At 57.8% G+C, this 19404-nt stretch carries 16 protein-coding genes; 4 read left to right on the forward strand and 12 right to left on the reverse strand.

From position 1 onward, the window contains the following. Positions 1 to 55 precede the first annotated feature (55 nt). The 7 genes from NYE74_RS25295 to hemE form a co-directional block, all read right to left on the reverse strand. Positions 56 to 898: a DUF92 domain-containing protein gene (locus tag NYE74_RS25295; protein ID WP_124331739.1), complete on the reverse strand. Its 843-nt coding sequence runs from the start codon at positions 896 to 898 to the stop codon at positions 56 to 58. A gap of 2 nt (positions 899 to 900) precedes the next feature. Continuing rightward, positions 901 to 1542: a fumarylacetoacetate hydrolase family protein gene (locus tag NYE74_RS25300; RefSeq protein WP_124331740.1), complete on the reverse strand. Its 642-nt coding sequence runs from the start codon at positions 1540 to 1542 to the stop codon at positions 901 to 903. Further along, on the reverse strand, positions 1523 to 2284 hold the full coding sequence (locus NYE74_RS25305; protein ID WP_124331607.1) for a glycerophosphodiester phosphodiesterase: 762 nt from the start codon (positions 2282 to 2284) through the stop codon (positions 1523 to 1525). The genes NYE74_RS25300 and NYE74_RS25305 overlap by 20 nt, the downstream gene beginning before the upstream one ends. Before the next feature lie 66 nt (positions 2285 to 2350). After that, complete coding sequence (locus NYE74_RS25310; RefSeq protein ID WP_036624299.1) at positions 2351 to 3709, reverse strand: CapA family protein; 1359 nt, start codon at positions 3707 to 3709, stop codon at positions 2351 to 2353. A 127-nt stretch (positions 3710 to 3836) separates the two neighbouring features. After that, complete coding sequence (gene hemG / locus NYE74_RS25315) at positions 3837 to 5261, reverse strand: protoporphyrinogen oxidase (RefSeq protein ID WP_341005254.1); 1425 nt, start codon at positions 5259 to 5261, stop codon at positions 3837 to 3839. Positions 5262 to 5266: 5 nt separating this feature from the next. Beyond that, positions 5267 to 6205, reverse strand: coding sequence for a ferrochelatase (gene hemH / locus NYE74_RS25320; protein WP_213510654.1), 939 nt, complete (start codon positions 6203 to 6205; stop codon positions 5267 to 5269). 69 nt (positions 6206 to 6274) lie between these two features. Next, positions 6275 to 7336, reverse strand: a complete 1062-nt coding sequence (hemE, locus tag NYE74_RS25325; protein WP_155621153.1) for a uroporphyrinogen decarboxylase — start codon at positions 7334 to 7336, stop codon at positions 6275 to 6277. A gap of 602 nt (positions 7337 to 7938) precedes the next feature. Here hemE and NYE74_RS25330 point away from each other — a divergent pair. Continuing rightward, complete coding sequence (locus tag NYE74_RS25330; RefSeq protein WP_036624302.1) at positions 7939 to 9162, forward strand: MFS transporter; 1224 nt, start codon at positions 7939 to 7941, stop codon at positions 9160 to 9162. A 411-nt stretch (positions 9163 to 9573) separates the two neighbouring features. Here the strand turns inward: NYE74_RS25330 and NYE74_RS25335 are convergent, their stop codons facing one another. The 4 genes from NYE74_RS25335 to NYE74_RS25350 all read right to left on the reverse strand — a co-directional run bounded on the left by NYE74_RS25335 (position 9574) and on the right by NYE74_RS25350 (position 13877). Then, positions 9574 to 10980 (reverse strand): ABC transporter substrate-binding protein, encoded by a 1407-nt coding sequence (locus NYE74_RS25335; RefSeq protein WP_036628480.1) that lies wholly within the window; start codon positions 10978 to 10980, stop codon positions 9574 to 9576. An 84-nt stretch (positions 10981 to 11064) separates the two neighbouring features. Beyond that, entirely contained in the window at positions 11065 to 11889 is an 825-nt protein-coding gene (locus NYE74_RS25340; RefSeq protein WP_036624303.1) for a carbohydrate ABC transporter permease, read from the reverse strand. Continuing rightward, positions 11886 to 12863: a carbohydrate ABC transporter permease gene (locus NYE74_RS25345; protein WP_036624305.1), complete on the reverse strand. Its 978-nt coding sequence runs from the start codon at positions 12861 to 12863 to the stop codon at positions 11886 to 11888. Before NYE74_RS25345 ends, NYE74_RS25340 begins: the two co-directional genes overlap by 4 nt. Positions 12864 to 13100: 237 nt before the next feature. Beyond that, positions 13101 to 13877, reverse strand: a complete 777-nt coding sequence (locus NYE74_RS25350) for a class I SAM-dependent methyltransferase (protein WP_036624306.1) — start codon at positions 13875 to 13877, stop codon at positions 13101 to 13103. Positions 13878 to 14028: 151 nt separating this feature from the next. Between NYE74_RS25350 and NYE74_RS25355 the strand changes: the two genes are divergently transcribed. Further along, a complete protein-coding gene (locus tag NYE74_RS25355) occupies positions 14029 to 14943 on the forward strand; it encodes a LysR substrate-binding domain-containing protein (protein ID WP_036624308.1) in 915 nt (304 codons plus the stop codon). Here the strand turns inward: NYE74_RS25355 and NYE74_RS25360 are convergent. Next, the gene (locus NYE74_RS25360) at positions 14932 to 16110 is read right to left on the reverse strand and encodes an alanyl-tRNA editing protein (RefSeq protein ID WP_036624309.1); all 1179 of its coding nucleotides are present in this window, start codon (positions 16108 to 16110) and stop codon (positions 14932 to 14934) included. The two genes, NYE74_RS25355 and NYE74_RS25360, sit on opposite strands and share 12 nt — an antisense overlap. 145 nt (positions 16111 to 16255) lie before the next feature. On the opposite strand from NYE74_RS25360, the gene shc reads away from it, so the two are divergent. Then, positions 16256 to 18160 carry a squalene--hopene cyclase gene (gene shc, locus NYE74_RS25365; protein ID WP_316561143.1) on the forward strand — a complete coding sequence of 635 codons (1905 nt, stop codon included), beginning with the start codon at positions 16256 to 16258 and terminating at the stop codon, positions 18158 to 18160. A 143-nt stretch (positions 18161 to 18303) separates the two neighbouring features. Further along, positions 18304 to 19308, forward strand: a complete 1005-nt coding sequence (locus NYE74_RS25370) for a glycosyltransferase family 8 protein (protein WP_036624310.1) — start codon at positions 18304 to 18306, stop codon at positions 19306 to 19308. Positions 19309 to 19404: the final 96 nt, after the last annotated feature.

The raw sequence follows: 19404 nt of genomic DNA on the forward strand, positions 1-19404 counted from the left end.
CACATCGAAAGCATACGCTTCGATGCTGAAAAGCCGACTTTTTTGAACACGCAATTTATAGTATCATCCCGATTCCTAGGGCCAGCCCGCCGGCGGCCAGGGAACTGAGCAGATTCACCGCATCGTTGTTCATCCAGCGGAAGCCGCGCACCGGCACGGTCTCCCGGCCGCAGTGGGAAGCGACCTCCACCTCTTTGCCGCAAACGCTGCAGCGGTGCATCCACTGCACCGTCGCCCCAAGCCAGGAGTCGGCAAACGCGCCGAACAAGCCGGACAGGCCGCCGATCAGCGCCCAGCGCACAAGCCCAAATGCGCCGGTACCAGTGCCAGTGCCAGCGGGCTCGCCGCCCGCCGCATCCCCCGTCCAGGCAAGCAGCAGCCAGGCCGCCCCGCCGATGACGACGGCCCCGGCCAGCGCCGCAGCGCTGCCGAGCAAGGTCACGCCGCCCGACGTTCCCGGAGGGATTCGCCGTCCGGTCACAATGGAGCGCGGCGCCGTCCGGCTAAGGCCGCCCAGTTCGGTCGCCCAGGTGTCCGCGGTGACCGCGGCCATCGTGCCGACAAAAAACCAGCCCCAGCCCGGGTCCGGCCAAATCCAGCTGCCCAGGCAAGCCAGCATGCCGAGCCCGCCGTTCGCCAGCACCTGCCCGGCGTCCCGGCGCCCGCTTTTGGCGTAGGAGCGCTCCAGTTCCTCCTTGCGGTCGCCGCGATAATGAGACAGCACGGACGAGCTGATGAAAAACAGCAACAGCAGGCCAAACCAAAACAGGCTGCCCGCGCCGTAATACACCGTCCCCATCACCGCAGCCGCAACCATCCCCGACAGGGACAACGAACGTTTCAGGTAAGCCGCCCCAGACACAAGCAGGGCGCATAGCGCCCCTACGATCCAATCCATCATCATGTTGCCGACGGGCCGGTTTCAACCACGCAGCTGCCGAGCGTCCGCAAACCGTACGCCAGTTCCAGCTTGTCCCCCTGACAGGCAGGCCCCACTCCTTCGGGCGTTCCCGTAAAAATAAGGTCCCCTTCGCCCAGCCCGTAATGTTCGGCGATGTAATCCACGATCTGCTGCAAAGAAAAAATCATCCGGCTGATGTTGCCGCGCTGCACGATTTCCCCGTTTTTGCGCAGCACGAAGTCTTCCTGCGCGGTTTCGGCGGCTCCGGGGAAGGCGATGTAGGGCGTGAGCGGCGCGGAATGGAGGAAGCCTTTCGCCGCCGTCCAGGGGTGGCCTTTCTTCTTAAGCTCGCTTTGCACGTCCCGCAGCGTAAAATCGATGCCGAACGCCATCACGTCCACCAGTTCGTCGACCGTTATGCCCGGCTCATAGCCGCGGCCGATCCGCAGTACGAGTTCAGCTTCGTAATGCACTTCTCCCCGGTCCGCCGGCAGCGCGATTCCGCTCCCGTCCATCACGGTTACGGCGTGGGACGGCTTCAGGAAAATCATCGGCTCGGCCGGGACGTCGTTGCCCAGTTCCTCCGCGTGCGCCCGGTAATTCCGGCCGACGCAAAATACGTTAGCGATCAATTTGTTCATCATGGCATTTCCTCCAATTTAAAATAGCCGTACGCCAAACATCCGGACGGTTCGTACACAGCAGGATACCGGGGTGAAGCGCCGCAACCTTCCGCAGCAGCCGCACTTCGTCCATCGTCCAGGCCATCACCTCGATCCCGCGCTTTGACGCCTTGTCCGCAAGCTCCGCCGTTAAGGCGCGGTAATGGATGGACAGGAAACTGCAGCGCAGAAGCTGCAGCCGAAGCAGCAGGTCTTTCGGATAATGGTCGATGATCAGACCGGTGCGGATGCCGCGGCCGATTTCTCTGATTTTCGCCAGCACGCGAGGTTCGAAGGAGGTAAGCACAACCTCCTGCTCCATATGCCGCCGCTTGACGGCGGAAATCACTTTTTCCTCCAGGCCGGGGTAGAGATTTCCTTCCGTTTTGATTTCGATATTGGCCCGCAGGCGGCCGGCGATCGCGTCCAGGAACTCGCTTAGACTGAGCAATCGCTCGCCCGCGTAAGCTTGCGATTTCCAGCTGCCGGCATCGAGCTCCTGCAGCTCGGCCCAGGTTTTGTCCTTGACCGGACCGCTTCCGCTCGTCGTCCGGTTGAGCGTAAAATCATGAATCAGCAGCGGAACGCCGTCTTTGGAGAGCTGAACGTCGACCTCGATCCAGTGGACTTCGGGCTGCTCCATCGCCAGCTTGACCGCGGCCATCGTATTTTCCGGCGCAATGCCGGAAAATCCCCGATGGGCTACACATTGATTACGCAAGCTTATCGCCTCCCTGCAGCCATAGACGTTCGCACTCATGTTCCATTCATTTGCTCGCCGCACCGATCACCCCGAGGCGGACGCCTCGCCCTTCTCATTGATGGTTACGCCGGGCGATAAGCTCTCCACTTCTTCCAGCAGCTTCTTCCCGTCCTCCGCCGTCATCGGCACCGGCTGCCCCAGCTCCGTGCGGTACGGGACAAGCTGCAGCCTGCAGTCCCCTTCACGCGTGCATTTTGCCGCAAATACGGCGGTATCCCAAGTTTTCTGATCCAGCGCTCTCGTAAAAATAAAGTTGCCCGTACTGTAGGCAATCCATTTCCCCTTGTATTTCTCCAAACCTTGCATCACATGCGGATGGCCGCCGACCACCAAATCGGCTCCGGCGTCGATAAACGCGTGGGCCAATTCCTGCTGATGGTCTTCGAGTTCGGTCACACGCTCCTTGCCCCAATGAGCCACCACCAGCACCAGATCGGCCTGTTTGCGCGCCTCGCGGATCGCCGCAAGCGCCGGTTCGGGATCATATACGGCCGCCACGCCCGGGTGCTTCTTCAAAGCGGTCCACTCATACTCCGGGATGACGCGGCTGAAGCCGAACAAAGCGATTTTCACGCCTTTGCGTTCGACGTAAACCGGCGCGTACGCTTCCTTGCTGTTTTCGCCCGCACCCACATATAAAATTCCGTTCTTCCGCAAATTCTTTAACGTATCTTTGAGACCGGGCACCCCTTGGTCCAATACATGGTTGTTGGCCAGGTTCACCGCGTCGACGCCGGCAGCGGCCATCGGGCCCAGCGCTTTGGGCGGCGATTTGAACACAAACGTTTTGTTTTCGGCCGCTTCGCCGCCCGCCGTGACCGGCGTTTCCAGGTTCAGCACGCTGAGATCGTCGTTTTGAAACAAATCCTGAACAAACTTATAAGGATAATCATAGCCGGCTTGCTCGAGCTTTTCCTCCACCTTGCCCGAAAAAATCGTATCGCCCGCAAAATGGATCAGCAGTTCCTCTCCGCTCTCCGTCTTGTCGCCGTCGGTATTTGGTGTCTCTTCCAAGCTGGATTCGTCCGGGTTCAAAGGTGCTCCGTCATCCGCAGCAGCGTCTCCTGCCCCGGCGTTCCCGTTCCCGGGCGAAGAACCGTTCTCCGCCTTAGCGGAATCTTCACCGGTTCCCTCCTGTGCCGGAGAGACATTCGGGCTTTCATGATCTCCCTGATTTCCCAGAGCGATGTTCGGATCGCCGCCCGTTTGTTCCGCGCCGTTCCCGGCACTGTCCTGCCGCGTGCGTTCTTCCAAATAGAAATAAGTCCCGAGCACGATGATCAACGAGATGAGAGTCAAATTGATCAACACCCACAAGCGGTTTTGCCGGTGTTGTTTTTCTTGTTTTCGTTGCTTACGTTTTTCCGATCTTGGCGGGTACATTACGGACTCCTTTTAACGCTGTATTTGACCGTATAATTTTATTATATCAGGGATCGGAAAATAAATAGAACCCCTCGCCTATTTTATAGGCAAGGGGTCGCAAATTCCCCCGCAGGGGGAACTTTCCTTAGGCCTGAGGAACCGTCAATTTCTCAGCCATCCGCTGCGCCAGCTCTTTGGCCTGCTTGATGCAATCGGGCAGACCTACGCCTTCGAACGCAGCCCCGGTCGCATAAACGTTCGGCAGCGCGGCCTCAAGCCCTTTCCGGAAAGCGGCGATGCTTTGCAAATGGCCAACCGGATACTGCGGCATCGATTTCGGCAGGCGGCTAATTTCCGCGAACAGCGGCCGGGCCGTCACGCCCATCAGCTTATGCAAATCGCGCAGCACCAGTGCGGTGATCTCCTCATCGGACAGGAACACTTTGTCCTCGTCTCCGGATCGGCCGACGTAGCAGCGGAGCAGCATCTTATCCTCCGGGCTTGTGTGCAGCCACTTGATCCCGGTCCAGGTGCAGGCCGTGATGTTCAGGCCTTCCTTGCGCGGCACGAGGAACCCCGAGCCGTCGAAGCTGCCGGTCACGTCCTCCCTTTCAAAGGCAAGCACGACGTTCGCCACGGAGACGTAATTGACCGCATCGAGCGCGGCAACGTCGACGTACGGTCTAAGCAGGTCGGCCGCGGCAAAAGCCGGCACGGTCACGATGACGTCGTCCGCCGCCAGCTTTTCGCCGGAGGCTAAAACGACCTCGTAGCGGCTTTCACCCAAACGCCGGATTTCCGCCACTTCGCTTTCCAGCCGCTGATCCACGCCGGAAAGCCCCTTCACCAGGCCTTCCACGAGCGTTTTCAAGCCTTTGCGGAACGTCAGGAAGGCGCTGCGTTTCGTTCCGGTGTGGGTCTCGACCGGCTTTTTCCCGCTCATCATGCCTTTGATCAAGCTACCGTAGGCTCGCTCCACCTCGCCGAACTGCGGGAAGGTCGACTGCAGGCTGAGCTTGTAGGTGTCGCCCGCATAGATGCCGGCCAGCAGCGGCTCGGTGATATTTTGCAGCACCTCGACGCCGAGCCGCCGTTCGATAAAGGCCCCCAGCGATTCGTCCTCCTCGCTCATGCGCGGCGGGGCGACCAGGTCGAGCATCGCCCGCATTTTGCCGTTCCAGGACACGAGGCCGGTTGCGAGGAAAGGCTCCAGCTCGGTAGGAATGCCGAGCACCAGGCCGGACGGCATCGGATGCAGGCGGCCGCCGCTGACGATATACGTTTTTTTCGCGTTCGGATTCATTTGCACCAGTTCCTGCTCCAGCCCCAATTCCCGCGCCAGCTCGATCATCGCCGTTTTGCGGGCCAGGAAGGAGTCAGGACCTTTTTCGATCACAAACTCGTCTTGCTCCAGGGTGTCGATTTTGCCGCCCATCGTTTTTCCTTTTTCGAGCAGCGTGATTTGCGGTTCAACACCTTTTTCCCCATAAAATTTGCGGATGTAAAAAGCCGCGCTGAGTCCGGTCAATCCTCCGCCAATAACGACAACCTTGCGGGAAGATTCGCTCATCGTTCTCATCTCTTTTCCCATGTATTCATAATGACGTCGCTTAACGCCTCCATATACAGCGGTTCGGTGTTCAGCGATTCGATCCGTTCCAGCCGCATATCCAGCTCCTTGGCGATCGTTTTGGCCTCAATGTCAAGGTCGTACAGCACCTCCAAATGGTCGGACACGAATCCGACGGGAGCCACCAGCACGTCCTCCACCTCCGGGCTCAAGTCCTTCAAAGTGTCCAGAATATCCGGACCCAGCCATGGATCGGCCGTCCGCCCCGCGCTTTGCCAGGTGAATTGCCAGTTGCTCACCCCGGCTTTGTCCGCAACGGCTTGCGACGTTTCCATCAGCTGGTCGCGGTACGGATCGCCCATCTCCAAAATTTTCTCCGGCAGGCTGTGGGCGCTGAACAGCACCTTCACCTCATTCCGCTTGGCGCCGGCTTCCTCGAACTGGTCCAGCTTGCGGGACACCCGAGCGGCAAAAGCCTCGATCAGCTTCGGATGCAGATGGTAGCTATGTACGAAGCTCATGCGGATCCCGGATTCCTGGGCTTTCGCTTCGGCCCGTTTGATGTAGCCGCCGATGCTCATCACGGAGTAATGGGGGGCCAGAACGATACCGACGGCGTCCTTGATCCCGTCTTTGGCCATCTCGGCCACGCCGTCCTCGATGAACGGCCGCGCATGCTTCAGTCCCTGATAGCAAACGAATTCCCGGTCCGCGCCCGCGTTCAGGCGGTTTAACGTTTCCTGCAGCGCGGCGACCTGTTTGTCCGTGTTGGCGCGCAGCGGAAAAACGCCTCCGACGATTGCCTCATAGCGGCCGACGAGTTCGGCGAGCTGCTCTGCGGTTGGCGGATGGCCGCGCCGAATGTGCGAATAATAAGCCTCTACTTGGTCCATACTCTCCGGCGTGCCGTAAGACATCACCAAAACACCGATTTTTGTTTTCACGATTATGGGGTCACCTCTGATCCATTATTATTTCAAAATAAAGTAAATTACGCCGTCCGCGCCGTCTGCCTAAGTCCGCGGCACCGCCCGGCTGACGATCGCTTCGGCCGAGTAGGCATGCACAAATTCGGTCAGCTCCCGCAGCTTGTCGATCGAAGCTTCCGGGAACAGGCCGTGGCCGAGATTAAATACGAAACCGGGGGCTTTAATGCCATCGTCGATAATTTCCTTGGCCTGCTGCTTGATGACGTCCATCGGCGCGGTCAGCACGTACGGGTCCAGATTGCCCTGAACGGCAAACTTCCCGCCCGTCCGGCGCCGGCCTTCCGAAATCGACACGCGCCAGTCCAAGCCGATGCAATCCGCCGCGAGGCCGGTCAGCGCCGGCAGCAGCTCCCCGGAGCTCACCCCGGGGAAATAAATTTTCGGTACATCCAAATCCCGAAGTTCGGCAAAAATACGAGTGACCGTCGGCAGCACATATTTTTGAAAATCTTTCGGCGCCAGCGCTCCGACCCAGCTGTCGAACAGTTGAAACGCTTTGCCTCCGCTACGTACATGGGCCCGCAAATAGGCGATGACCATATCGCCCAGCTTGTCCATGAGCCTAAACCAAAGCTCCGGTTGGCCGTACATCATCGCTTTGGTGCGGATATAGCTTTTGGACGGGCTGCCTTCGATCAAATAGCTGGCGATCGTAAACGGCGCGCCGGCAAACGTAATGAGCGGGACGTTCAGCTCCCGGTCGAGGATGGAGATCGTTTCTAAAATATGGGACAAGTCCTTTTCCACCTCGATCGGCTTCAAACGATCGATATCCGCCGCCGTGCGGATCGGCTGCTCGATGACCGGTCCGATATTTTTGACGATGTCGAATTCGACGCCCAGCGAAGCAACCGGATTCATGATGTCGGAATACAAAATGGCCGCGTCCACCCCAAGCTTGCGGACCGGCATCAGGGTGACTTCCGCCGCGAGCTCGGGCTGCCGGCAAATTTCCAGCAAGCTGTATTTTTCTTTGATTTTTCGGTAATCGGGATCATATCTGCCCGCCTGGCGCATGTACCAAACAGGAAGACGATCTACCTCCTGGCTTCTCAAGGCCCGGATCAAACGATCGTTATAAACCAACCAACACGCCTCCAATACGCTATAAAAGCAATTCTAAATGCAGTTAGGCCATTAGGACTTACATTCTAAGCGATGTTCAAAAAGTCAGGTTTTCAGCACCGAGAGCACCGAGAAGGTATGACTTTTTTGAACTTCCTCTATAAACATTCTAATTTACATTATGCCCTTTTTAAAAGTAAGTAACAACTGTCACAACGGCAAATCGGATGACGATCGCATGACAATCGCATGAAAATGCGATGAAACCGCCCGCAAACTACGCCGGCTTACTTGTGATATACTTAGAAGACGTGATCAAAAACGGACTTTTTGAACTATAAGTTGAACTATAGAAATGCGGAAGTAGGCAAGAGTGTGAAATGATTCTGAAGAAACTCAAAGCTTTCTGTAAGAAGGCTGCATCGGAAGCATATGCTTGGTCGCCTTTGTGAGCGGATTTCTACCCTATCTGAATTTAGTTAAATTACAGAAATCCGCGAACAACAGCGATCGTAAGAACATTTCACACGGCTGCCCCGATCCGGACAATCAATAGTTCCACTTATATAGCTCTTAAAGTTTGTCGTTTGCAACCAGATGCGCGGAAAGGAAGTGAAAGCACTTTGAAGACGTGGAAAGTCAATCTCATCGTGCTTTGGTTTGGAGCGTTTTTGGTCAATGCCGGGATGACGATGATTACGCCGTTCCTCTCGCTGTATTTGGCCAGGGATTTGCATGTGCAAGGCGAGCACGCCATCGGCCTGTGGGCGGGGACGATTTTCGCCGCCAACTTTGCGACGTCATTTATTTTTCAGCCGTTTTGGGGCAAGCTTTCCGATAAATACGGGCGCAAAATCATGCTGCTTCGCTCGGGGTTCGGCATGGCCATCGTGATTACCTTGATGGGCTTCGCGACTCAGCCATGGCATCTGCTGGCGCTGCGGCTGCTCAACGGGACGATCTCCGGGTTCAATCCCGCTTCGGTTTCGCTCATCTCCGGCACAGCGCCGAAGGAACGGATGGGCTTTGCCATGGGCACGATCCAATCCGGCAACGTCGCCGGCACGATTCTGGGGCCGCTCATCGGCGGCCTAATGGCCGAGTATATCGGCTTTCGCCCGATCTTTTACATAACCGGGGCGTTAATGTTTATCGGCACGGTCCTTGCGCTCGTGTTCGTGAAAGAAAACTTCGACCGCGAGGAAGCGGCCCATACCCCGCAGCCCTCCGTGCTGCAAGGGTTCCTTGAGCTCAACAAAACGCCGCAGTTGACGGCGTTGTTCGCCGTAACCTTTCTGCTGCAATTCGCCATGCTGAGCCCGATGTCGCTGCTGCCGCTATACGTGGAGAAGCTGCACGGGGCGGCGGCCAATGTTTCGTTCTGGGCCGGATTTGTCAGCGCGGTCACCGGCATTTCCAACATGGCCACCTCGCCGGTGCTCGGCCGGGTCAGCGACAAGGTCGGAGCCCATCGCATCCTGACGTACTGCCTGATCGGGGCGGCGGCCACGCTGATTCCGCAAGCGTTTGTCCATACCGTCTGGCAGCTTATCGTCATCCGGTTTCTGATGGGGGTCTTTATGGGCGGATTGCTGCCGAGCGTCAACGCGTTGATCCGCTTTTACACCCCCGACGGGATGGAAAGCCGGGCGTTCGGCTTCAACAGCAGCACGCTCGCCCTCGGCAACATGCTGGGTTCGCTGATCGGCGGCTTCCTTGCCGGCTTTATCGGTATCGAGGGCCTGTTCATCATCTCCGGCATCCTGCTCCTGATCAACACGATATGGGTACGAATCAAGCTGTACGAAAAGCCGAAATTCACACTGCTGCGCCATGGGCGCGGGTGAGTGCGGCGGCATACGTGGCGGCTGGAGTGCCATGAATCGGCTCATTCATAGCTGCTGCGGTAGCATGAATCGGCCCATTCATAGCTGCTGATAAGGCGTGCATCGGCTCATACACGGCTGGGGAGAGGTTGGGGCGGCTCATAGGCGGGGCTAGTCCGTTAGCCCGACGGCAGCCGGTCGCAGGTATTGGGGTCCATTCACATTCGCATTCGCATCCATATTCACGTCGGAAGATCCGGCTCGAACGATTAATTGCAAAACGTACAACTAGATTTCAACGAAAAAGCGGGTTAGCACGTTTTAATCGCATTTCCTGCAACTGCATCCAAACATTAAAAATTTTCCCCACGATTGAAAAAGCCGGGCGCGGGTCGCCCGGCTTCCTCCTTATTTTCCGCTTCAAATTCGGATTTATTTCACAGTCGCGTTGTATTGACCGATCTTATCGGTAATTTGCTTGGCGGCGTCTTCCAGCGCCTGCTGCGGCGCTTTTTGCCCGTTCAGCGCTTCTTCGATCGCGCCTTCCACGATTTGGCGCGCCTCCGGGAATACGCCCATCACGGCGCCGGAAGTCGCGGTTGACGCTGCCGATGCGTGAAGCTGGTCGACGGCCGTCTGGAACTGCGGATATTTCGCCATGTTGTCCTTTAGCACCTGTTGGTCGTAGGCTGCTTTGGTGATCGGGAAGTACCCCGTGTTCACGCTCCATTTCGCTTGCGCTTCCGGCGAGGCCACGTATTTGATAAACTCCCAGGCGGCTTTTTGCTGTTCTTCTGGCTTGTTATTCATGATGTACAAGCTGGCTCCGCCCACGATCACGCCGCCTTCCTTGGCGCTGGCCGGTCTTGGCAGGAAACCGGTGCCCACTTCGAATTTGTCGCCGACCATCTCCACGATGTTGCGCAGGGAAGCGGTCGAATCCAGCGTCATGGCGACCTGGCCGGCGGCGAAGGCGGCGTTCGTGTCCTCCGTATTGCGGCCCAGATTGGCGACAACCTTTTCGTCGACCATCTTTTTCCACCATTCCAGCGTTTGCACGCCGGCTTCGGAGGCGAGCAGCGACTCGGTGGCCGCTCCTTCCCGGCCGTTGCCGTTATTCACGTACTCGGCGTTCTGATTGGCGAACAGCTGCTCCATAAACCAACCGTAAATCGCGATCGCTGCGCCCGGCTTGCCGTCTTTACTGAGCGCCTTGGCCGCCGCTTCATATTCTTCGAACGTTTTCGGCGGATTTTCCGGATCGAGCCCCGCCGCTTTGAAAGCGTCCTTGTTGTAGTAGAGAATCGGGTTGGACGTATTGAATGGCATCGCGTTCAGCTTACCGCCAATCGTGTAATAACGGATGATGTTCGGCTCCAGTTGGGACAGATCGTATCCGTCCGCGTCGATGAACTGCTGGACCGGCGTGATCGCCTTGGAGTCGATCATGAATTTGCTGCCGATTTCGTACACCTGGATCAAATCCGGCCCGCTGTTTGAACCGAGCGATGCTTTGAGCTTGTTTAAGCTTTCGTCGTATTTCCCCTGGAACACCGCTTCTACCTCGATGTCGGATTGGCTGGCGTTAAAATCGGATACAAGCTCGTTAATCGCTTTCTCCCCGGCGCCGGACATCGAATGCCACCAGGTGATGTGCACCGGTTTTTTGGCGTTGCCGCTGGCGCTGGCGGTGTCTTCGCTGCGGGCGTTCGTCCCCCCGCCCGTCTGGCCGGCAGCGCCGTTCGCGGCTCCGTGCGAATTTCCGCCGCAGCCGGCCAGGACGACGAATAAGGCGGCGATCAGCAGCAGCATGCTGTTTTTGTGGCGAAACCTTTTCATGATACGAATCTCTCCCTTGTTTATATTCATCATCTGCCAGCGGCAGTTGACAACGACCGGCCACACGGCATATCCTTTCACCGCTCAGCCCTTCAGCGCTCCCGCCGCCATTCCGCGGACCAGCTGCTTCAGCCCGAACACGAGCAGCAGCAGGGAAGGCAATATCGCCAGCACGATCCCCGCGAACACGAGGTTCCAGGAGGTCGTCTCCTGAAACTCCAGCATCGAAATGCCGATCTGTACCGTGCGCATCGGTTTGCTGTTCGTAATGAGAAGCGGCCATAGATAAGCATTGTACATGTTCAAAAAGGAGTACACCGCCAGTGTCCCCAGCGCCGGCCGCGACAGCGGCAGCACATGGAACAGGAAGTAGCGGAGATGCCCGCATCCGTCGATTTTTGCCGCCTCGAACAATTCTTTCGGCAGCTGCAGGAAAAACTGGCGCAGCATAAACGTGCCAAACGCCGTGGCCAAAAAAGGCACGATCAAGCCCTGATAGCTGTCGAGCCAATTCAGGCTGCGCACGGTCAGGTAATTCGGGATCATCGTCACTTCCCACGGGACCATCATCGTCGCCATGAACAGGCCAAACATCAGGCCTTTGCCTTTAAAGCGCATGTTGGCAAAAGCGTAGGCGGCCAGACTGGACGTCATCAGCTGCCCGGCCATAACGGCGCCGGACACAAGGAACGTGTTCCCGATAAAAGCGGCGATCGGCACAATGCCGAACACCTCGATGAAATTGGCCACATTCAGCGAGTGCGGCACGATGCGCGGCGGATACATGCTCGCTTCCTCCGGCGTCATCACCGCCATAAAAAAGCTGTAGACGACGGGGTACAGCACGAGCACGGCCATAACGGCGAGCAGCAGCGTAACGGCGGCCCGGCCTGCGGTAAGTTTGGTCATTGATAATGCACTTTCCTTTCCACCCACTTAAACTGAATCAAGGTCAGCAGCATGATGACAAGGAACAGCAGCAGCGCCTGGGCGCTTCCGGTGCCGAACCGGAAATTTACGAACGCCTCCTGGTAAATGGTATAGACGAACACGTTCGTGCGGTTCATCGGCCCGCCCATGGTCAAAATATTGATTTGCCCAAACGACTGGAACGCGCTGATGATCGACACGACCAGCAGGAAAAACAGCGTTGGCGACAGCAGCGGCAGCGTTATTTTGCGAAACACGGTAATCGGTCCGGCTCCGTCGATCGTGGCGCTTTCGTACAGTTCGTCCGGGATGCCCTGCATGCCGCTGGACAAAATGATGTAATTGAAGCCAAGATTCATCCACACGGTCATCAGCGCTATGGATACCAGCGCCCAATCGGGGCTGACCAGCCACTGCACCGGGGAGACGCCGGCAAGCCCCAGCAAATAGTTCAGCATCCCCAGCGTCGGGTGGAACAGAAACTTCCAAATGACCGCGGCCGAGCCGACGGACAATACCAAAGGCAGCGAAAAAGCAAATTGAAACAACCGTTTGCCGGGCAGCCGCGTATGCGTCAGCGCCGCGAGCGCGAGGGCGAGCAGCATCCCCGCCGGCACCGTCAGCAAAGCGAACAGCGCGGTGACCTTCATTCCGTTCACGAACAAACCGGAGGAGAACAGGCCGGCGAAATTGTCCATGCCGACGAACGCGGCGACGCGGCCGGTCGGATCGGTGCTGTGCAAGCTTAAGTAAACCGACTTCAGCAGCGGATAGAACAAAAAAACGCCGAACAACAGCAGCGACGGGGCCAAAAATGCATAGGCGAGCGTATTCTCGCGGAGCTTCTGCCTTTTTATCGAAGCGGTCCGGCCGGCAGCGCGGGTCTTGGATCCGGTTAACGCGGCGGACGGGCCGCTTCCCGGCAGACTGAGCGGATTGTCCAGCTCGCTCATGGAGGATGCCTCCTTTTTTGCTAATGAAGTTTGTCGTACAGGATAATTCCTTTGCCAGTGTAAGGCTTGGGTGTCAACAGAGCGTTATCGGAACATCAATCTAAAGTCAAATATGTAAAATTACGTTAAAAAATAAAGCCGCAGGAAACCGCAAAAAACCGCCGTCCTTCTGCGCCTTCATAACGCTTCATAACGGCGGCATCGCGCCTGGCATCCATTAAATTAAATTTTCCGCTTCTACACCCGGCCGCGCACATCCGCCACGACCAAGCTTAACGCGCAGGTATGAAAAGGCGTCTGCCGGTAAGCCGCGAACCGCCGCTCCCATTCGCCGGAGCGAAGGTCGTCGGCCAGCCGTTGGACCAGCTTCTCTTCCGCCCCTTCCGGCAGGAATTCCCAGGCCGACTGGGCCGCCCGCACCTCTTTCACCAAAAAAGCTTCAGGGCGCCCGTAAAAAGCTTCCTGAAAACCGTCAATACAGTCAAACGGGATCGGGACCGGCACGATTTCGCAGTCTCCCCCCAAAGCCTCGGCAATGACGTCCAGCGCGGGCATCCGGATTCGTTCGATTTCGATCAGTTCGGGAAAATAATGCGCCAGCCAAATCCCCTCCAGCGCGGCGGGATCAAAGGTCATCACAACCGCCGTGTCCCGCGTCACCCGCCGCAGCTCCGTGAGGCCCCGGCGGATATCGGGCCAGTGGTGGACGGTGATCATCGCCATGGAGGCATCGAAGGCTTGATCGTCAAACGGCAGCGAATCCGCCCGGCCGATCACCGCCGGAGCTTTCCCCCGGGCCAGCCGCTGCTCGCGCATGACGCGGGAAGGCTCCACGGCAACGACATACCGATCCGCCGGCTCGTATGAGCCCGCCCCGGCTCCTACGTTCAGGACGGTTTTGGCGTCCCCCAGGGCCCGGTGCACATACTCCGCAATCCGCGGGTCCGTCCGCCGGTACCCGGAGTACTCGTGACCATACTTGTCATAATCAAACGCCGGATTCAAAATATCCATGGCTGTTCAGCTCCTTTGTCCGGAAGGGGTGGCCTCTTCCTTTTGAAACCATTGTAGTTGAAAACAAACGATAAATATAATATATCTTTATTAACTATCTATAGATTTGGTATATGAATCGATAAAGAAAGGGTAGAAAGGGAGCGTCTTTATGAACCTGCACGCCTTGCGGCTATTTCACGCAATCGCATCCACGGGCAGCGTGACGCGCGCGTCGGAGCTGTTAAACATCAGCCAGCCGGCGATCTCCGCGCAGATCAAAAAATTAGAAAAAGAGCTGGCCCTCCCCCTGCTGAAAGCGCACGGAAGAGGGATCGCCCTCACGGACGGCGGCGCCAAGCTGTATGCGTTAAGCGCACGGCTGTTTGCCGTCGAGCAGCAAATCGAACGGTTTTTGCAGGATTATCGGGAGGGCGAGACCGGCCATATTCGGATGGCGGCCACGTATTTGCCCGCCCATTTTCTCATCCCGACCTGGATCGCCAAGTTCAAGCAGCGGTATGATCAGGTGGAAATGACGATCAATACGACGAATTCCAGCGATGCGCTGAAGCAGCTGCTGGGGGTGGAGGTGGATCTGGCGTTTTATGGCGGATTGGCCGAGGAATATCCGGAGACGATCCGTTCGGAGGAGTTGTTCCGGGACGAGCTGTGGTTCGTCGTCGCCCCGGATCACCGGTACGCGGGCCGGCAGGTCAGCCTGGCGGAAATGGTCAGGGAGCCTTTCGTCATGCGGGAGACGGGCAGTTCCACACGGGAGCGCTTTTTGGCCTTGTGCCGGACGTTTAACGCCCCCGCGCCGCGGATCGCCCTGCAGTTCAACGGGCTGAACGAAACCGTGCAAGCCGTGATCGCCGGGTACGGAGCCAGCTTTGTGTCGTCGCTGGTCGTCAGGGAGCAGGTGGAACGCGGCCGATTGTCCCGCGTGTTCGTGGAGGGACCTGAGCCGCAAAATATTTTTTCCGTCTGCATGCGCAAAAACGAGCCGTTGTCTCCGGCGGCGGAGGCTTTTATCCGGCTCGTTCGGGAAAATCCATACGGACGGAGGCTGGATTTAGGAACCTAAGGTCCGTTTGGCGAATTCCACGAAAGCTTGCGTTTCCTCCCAAGATTCGAACCCGGCCTGCGCCTGCTTATCGCTGCCGCCGCCCTTGCCGTTAAAAGCCGGCAGATGCTCTTTGAAAAAAGCGCCGCAGGAAACCGCCGCTTCCCCGTTATGAGCCATCACCGCTTTGTTGCCGGCCATGGTCGCAAGCAGCACGAGCGCGTCTGCGTCTAAGTCCGCCGTCAGCTTTGCCGCCAGGCTTTGCACATCCTTCAAAGGCTTGTCCGCAAAAACATGGGCCACGATCCCGCCCTCCCGCCGCGACAGCAGTTCCCGCGCCAAGTATTCGTCATTAATGGCCCTCACGTTGGCCAATTCCTGCTGCAGCTGCTTTTGCTCCTGCTCCCATTTTTCGATCCGCTCGGCGAGCCCTTCCCGGCTCGTTTTCAGTTTGCCGGTCAGCACCCCCAAAATCCGCTGGTTTTCGTTGAATTCGGCCAAGGCCCGATAACCGCATTTGAAGTAGACCCGGGTGTTGCCCTTCTGCTTTTCGGCCTTTAACAGCTTGATCATTCCGATTTCGCCCGTCGAGGAGACATGCGTTCCCCCGCAGCCGTTGTATTCCACGTCCTTCATCTCGACGACGCGGATGTTCTCCGTCAGCTTCGGACGCTTCACCAAAGGCAGCTTGGCCGCCTCCTCCCCGGTCACGAAATAGCTGACGATCTCGTGGTTCAGATAAATATGGCGGTTCGCGGCCAGCTCGATGGCGGCTAATTGTTCCGGCGTGAACTCGGGGCGCTCCACGTCGATCGTGCAGTAGTCGGCCCCCAGGTGGAAGCTGACCGTCATCGCCCCGTAAAGCTCGCGGCAGACGGCGGACAGCAGATGCTGGCCGCTGTGCTGCTGCATGTGGTCAAACCGGCGCTCCCAGTTCACCGTACAGTTCACGGCCGTATCGTCAGGCAAGCGCTCCACTTTATGCAGCACCTCGTCATTTTCGCTGATCACGTCAAGCACCGGGATCCCCTGGATCGTTCCTTCATCGTTCGGCTGCCCGCCCCCATGGGGGTAAAAGGCGCTTTCCTCGAGGACGACATAATCCCCGTCCGCGCGCTGCAGCGTCCGGCTGACGCGCGTTTGCCATTCGGTAAGATAAGCAGATTCGAAATACAGTCTTTTTGTCATCGTTCATTTCCCTTCCCGTGTCCAAGTACCCTTACCATACAATTTTTCCCGCCTGCGGTAAAGGAAAGATGCGCCTCCCCTCATTTCCCTTTTTCGTCCTTCATATACTGTTACGAGTGAAAACGGCTTTAAGGAGGAGCAAGGAATGGGACATGTTATCAGCGGGGTCGGCCGGGAAATCGGCCGGTTGACGGATGAACTGGTCCGGCGGCAGCAGCCGGACGGGACCTGGCGGTATTGCTTCGAAAACGGAACGGCCATGGACGTGAGCGTGATCGTGCTGCTCCGCTCGCTAAGCGCGGGCAGCGAAGAGCTGATCCGTTCGCTGCACGACCGCATCCTCGCCGCGCAGCAGCCCGAGGGCTGCTGGCGATGGTTTGAAGACGAGCGGGAAGGGAACTTGTCCGCGACGGTGGAAGCGTACTACGCCTTGCTGTTCTCCGGGTACAGCCGGCCGGAGGACGAGCCGATCCGCCGGGCCAGAAATTACATTCAAGCCGCCGGAGGGATCGAGATGGCGGGCGGCCTGCTCACGAAAGCGCTGCTCGCCGCCACGGGACAGCGCAAATGGCCCGTGGCCCTGTCCTCCATTCCGCTGGAAATTCTGCTCCTGCCGCCGTCTTTTCCGGTCAGTTTTTTTGATTTTTCCGGATATTCGCGGGTTCATCTGGTTCCGCTGCTGATCATGGCCGACCGGGACTTCTCCCTGAAAACGCCGCATACTCCGGATTTAAGCGATCTGTATGGCGGCGGCCGCGGCTTTGACGAGGAGGAGCTTTCCCGGGAAAACCGCGATCTGCTCGCCCACATCCAAGCGGGGATCGGCCGGCTGATCGGCTCCCCGCAGCGTATCCACCAGGCCGCCGTCAAGAAGGCCGAACAATACATCCTGGAGCGGATCGAGGCGGACGGCAGCCTGTATACGTATGCCAGCTGCACGGTGCTGATGGTGTTCGCCCTGCTTGCCCTCGGGTACGACCGCCGGGACCCGCTCATCACGCATGCCGTCGACGGCTTGGCGGCGATGCGCTGCAGCGCGGGCGGTACAGGCGGCGAAGTCACGATCCAAAACTCCCCTTCCACCGTCTGGGATACCGCGCTGATCGCTTACGCCCTGCAGGAAGCCGGGCTAAGCGAGGATCACGCCGCGATCCGGAAAGCCGCCGCCTATCTTCGTTCCCGGCAGCACCGCAAAGCCGGGGACTGGCAAATTCACAATCCCGGCGTCGCCCCCGGGGGCTGGGGATTTTCCGACACCAACACGATCATTCCCGACGTCGATGATTCAACGGCCGCCCTGCGGGTGATCCACAGCCTGGCCGGACGGGAACCCGCCTGCCTCGAAGCGTGGAACCGCGGGCTCAACTGGGTGCTCTCCATGCAGAACGACGACGGCGGCTGGCCGGCCTTCGAAAAAAACACGAACAAGGAAATGCTCACCTGGCTCGCCATCGACGGGGCCAAAGCGGCGGCCATCGATCCTTCGGAAGCGGATCTTACCGGAAGGACGCTGGAGTTTTTGGGGAATTTCGCAAGGCTGGACGCCCGCCACGAGTTCATCCGCCGCGGCGCCGACTGGCTGATCCGCCATCAGGAAGCGGACGGATCATGGTACGGCCGCTGGGGAATCTGCTATATCTACGGGACGTGGGCCGCGCTTACGGGGCTGAAGGCCGCCGGCCTGGCTTCGGATCACGATGCCGTTGCCCAAGGCGTAAGCTGGCTGTTGAGCGTGCGCAATCCGGACGGCGGCTGGGGCGAATCCTGCCGCAGCGACCGTGAAGAGCGCTATGTGCCGCTTCGCGCCAGCACGCCTTCGCAAACGGCTTGGGCGCTGGACGCCCTGATCGCCGTGCACGACCGGCCCACGGCCGAGATCGACCAAGGAATCGCTAGGCTGATCGCGATGCTGCACGAGGACGGCTGGACCGCCTCTTATCCCACAGGCGCCGGCCTGCCCGGGTATTTTTACGTACACTACCACAGCTACCGTTATATCTGGCCGCTGCTGGCGCTGGGGCATTACCGGAAGAAGTATGGAGGAGATTAAGCGGGGCGGGTGCGGCAATAAGCGCCTGTCCCTCGGAGCGCGGCGGCAAATTTGGGTTCATTGCTTAGGTTTAACGCCTTATCCACTTATCCGCGGCTAACGTATAATGTGCAGACAACTAACGTGAAGAAAGGATAAATCCGATGATCGAATTAGCTTTGGCTTTTCAGGATAAGGATGGGCAGTATACCGAGCATGCCGGTGTCGTGTTGGCGTCGGTTTTCCAAAATACGAGATCCTCAGTAAATGTGCATATTTTGCACGACGAGACTTTGAGCGAGGATAACCGGCAAAAACTCATTAATTTAGCCGCCAGCTACAATCAGACGATTCAGTTTTATCCCGTAGTGTTGCCTGAAAATATGCTCCAGGTGATGACGAGCGTGGGCTCGATTGAAGTGTGGACGCCGGCCTGCATGTATCGCTTGCTGCTGCCCGCCGTCATACCGGCGGATAGAGTTATTTACCTGGACTGCGATGTTTTGGTGAACATGGACCTTGAAGAACTGTGGCAGGTCGATTTAAGTAATTATTATCTGGGCGCGGTTTGGGACCAGAACATCATGAATGTCACGCATCTGATCAGCTCCAAAGGGCTGAATCCGGAACATTATTTTAACTCCGGAGTTATTTTATTCGCCTTGAACACGATCCGCGCTAATCCTAACTGGTACGAAGAAACGTTAAACTTCTTACGGAATTTCCCCGATACCACCATGCCCGACCAGGATGCGCTCAATGCGGTTTTCGGCGGAAATTACCTGCCTTTGGATGTGCGTTTCAACTTATTCAACATGGCCGCGGCCGATCACGACTTTACCAATAAAATCGTCCATTTCGCCGGGGATGAAAAATGCTGGGACCGTAAGTCTTCAGGCTGGGAACTTTACAAGCATTACCTCAGCATGACGCCATGGGCAGAACAAACGGCCGCAAAACCCGTGTATCCGGGCTCTTCCAGCCCGAGAAGACAGGGGAGCCGCAGGAAATCGGGAAAGCGGAAACCAGCCGGGAGAAGGCTCCGAATCAGAAGAAGCAGATTTGTCCGGATTGCTTTAATCAATTTGACATCTGTCAAATCAGCCAAGAGCAACAGGGCGGCAGGAATCCGAAAAAGAAGACGAATTCGCCGGCGAATCTACCGTTGACGAGGTTCTTGCGGCAAATGCAAACCTGAGGTTCGTTCCGAATCATAGTCTACCGGCCCTGTGCATAGATATTCAGTAGAAGTACAACGCCTAAGC

Source organism: Paenibacillus sp. FSL P4-0127 (genome assembly GCF_038007325.1).
GTDB classification, from domain to species: Bacteria; Bacillota; Bacilli; order Paenibacillales; family Paenibacillaceae; genus Fontibacillus; species Fontibacillus macerans.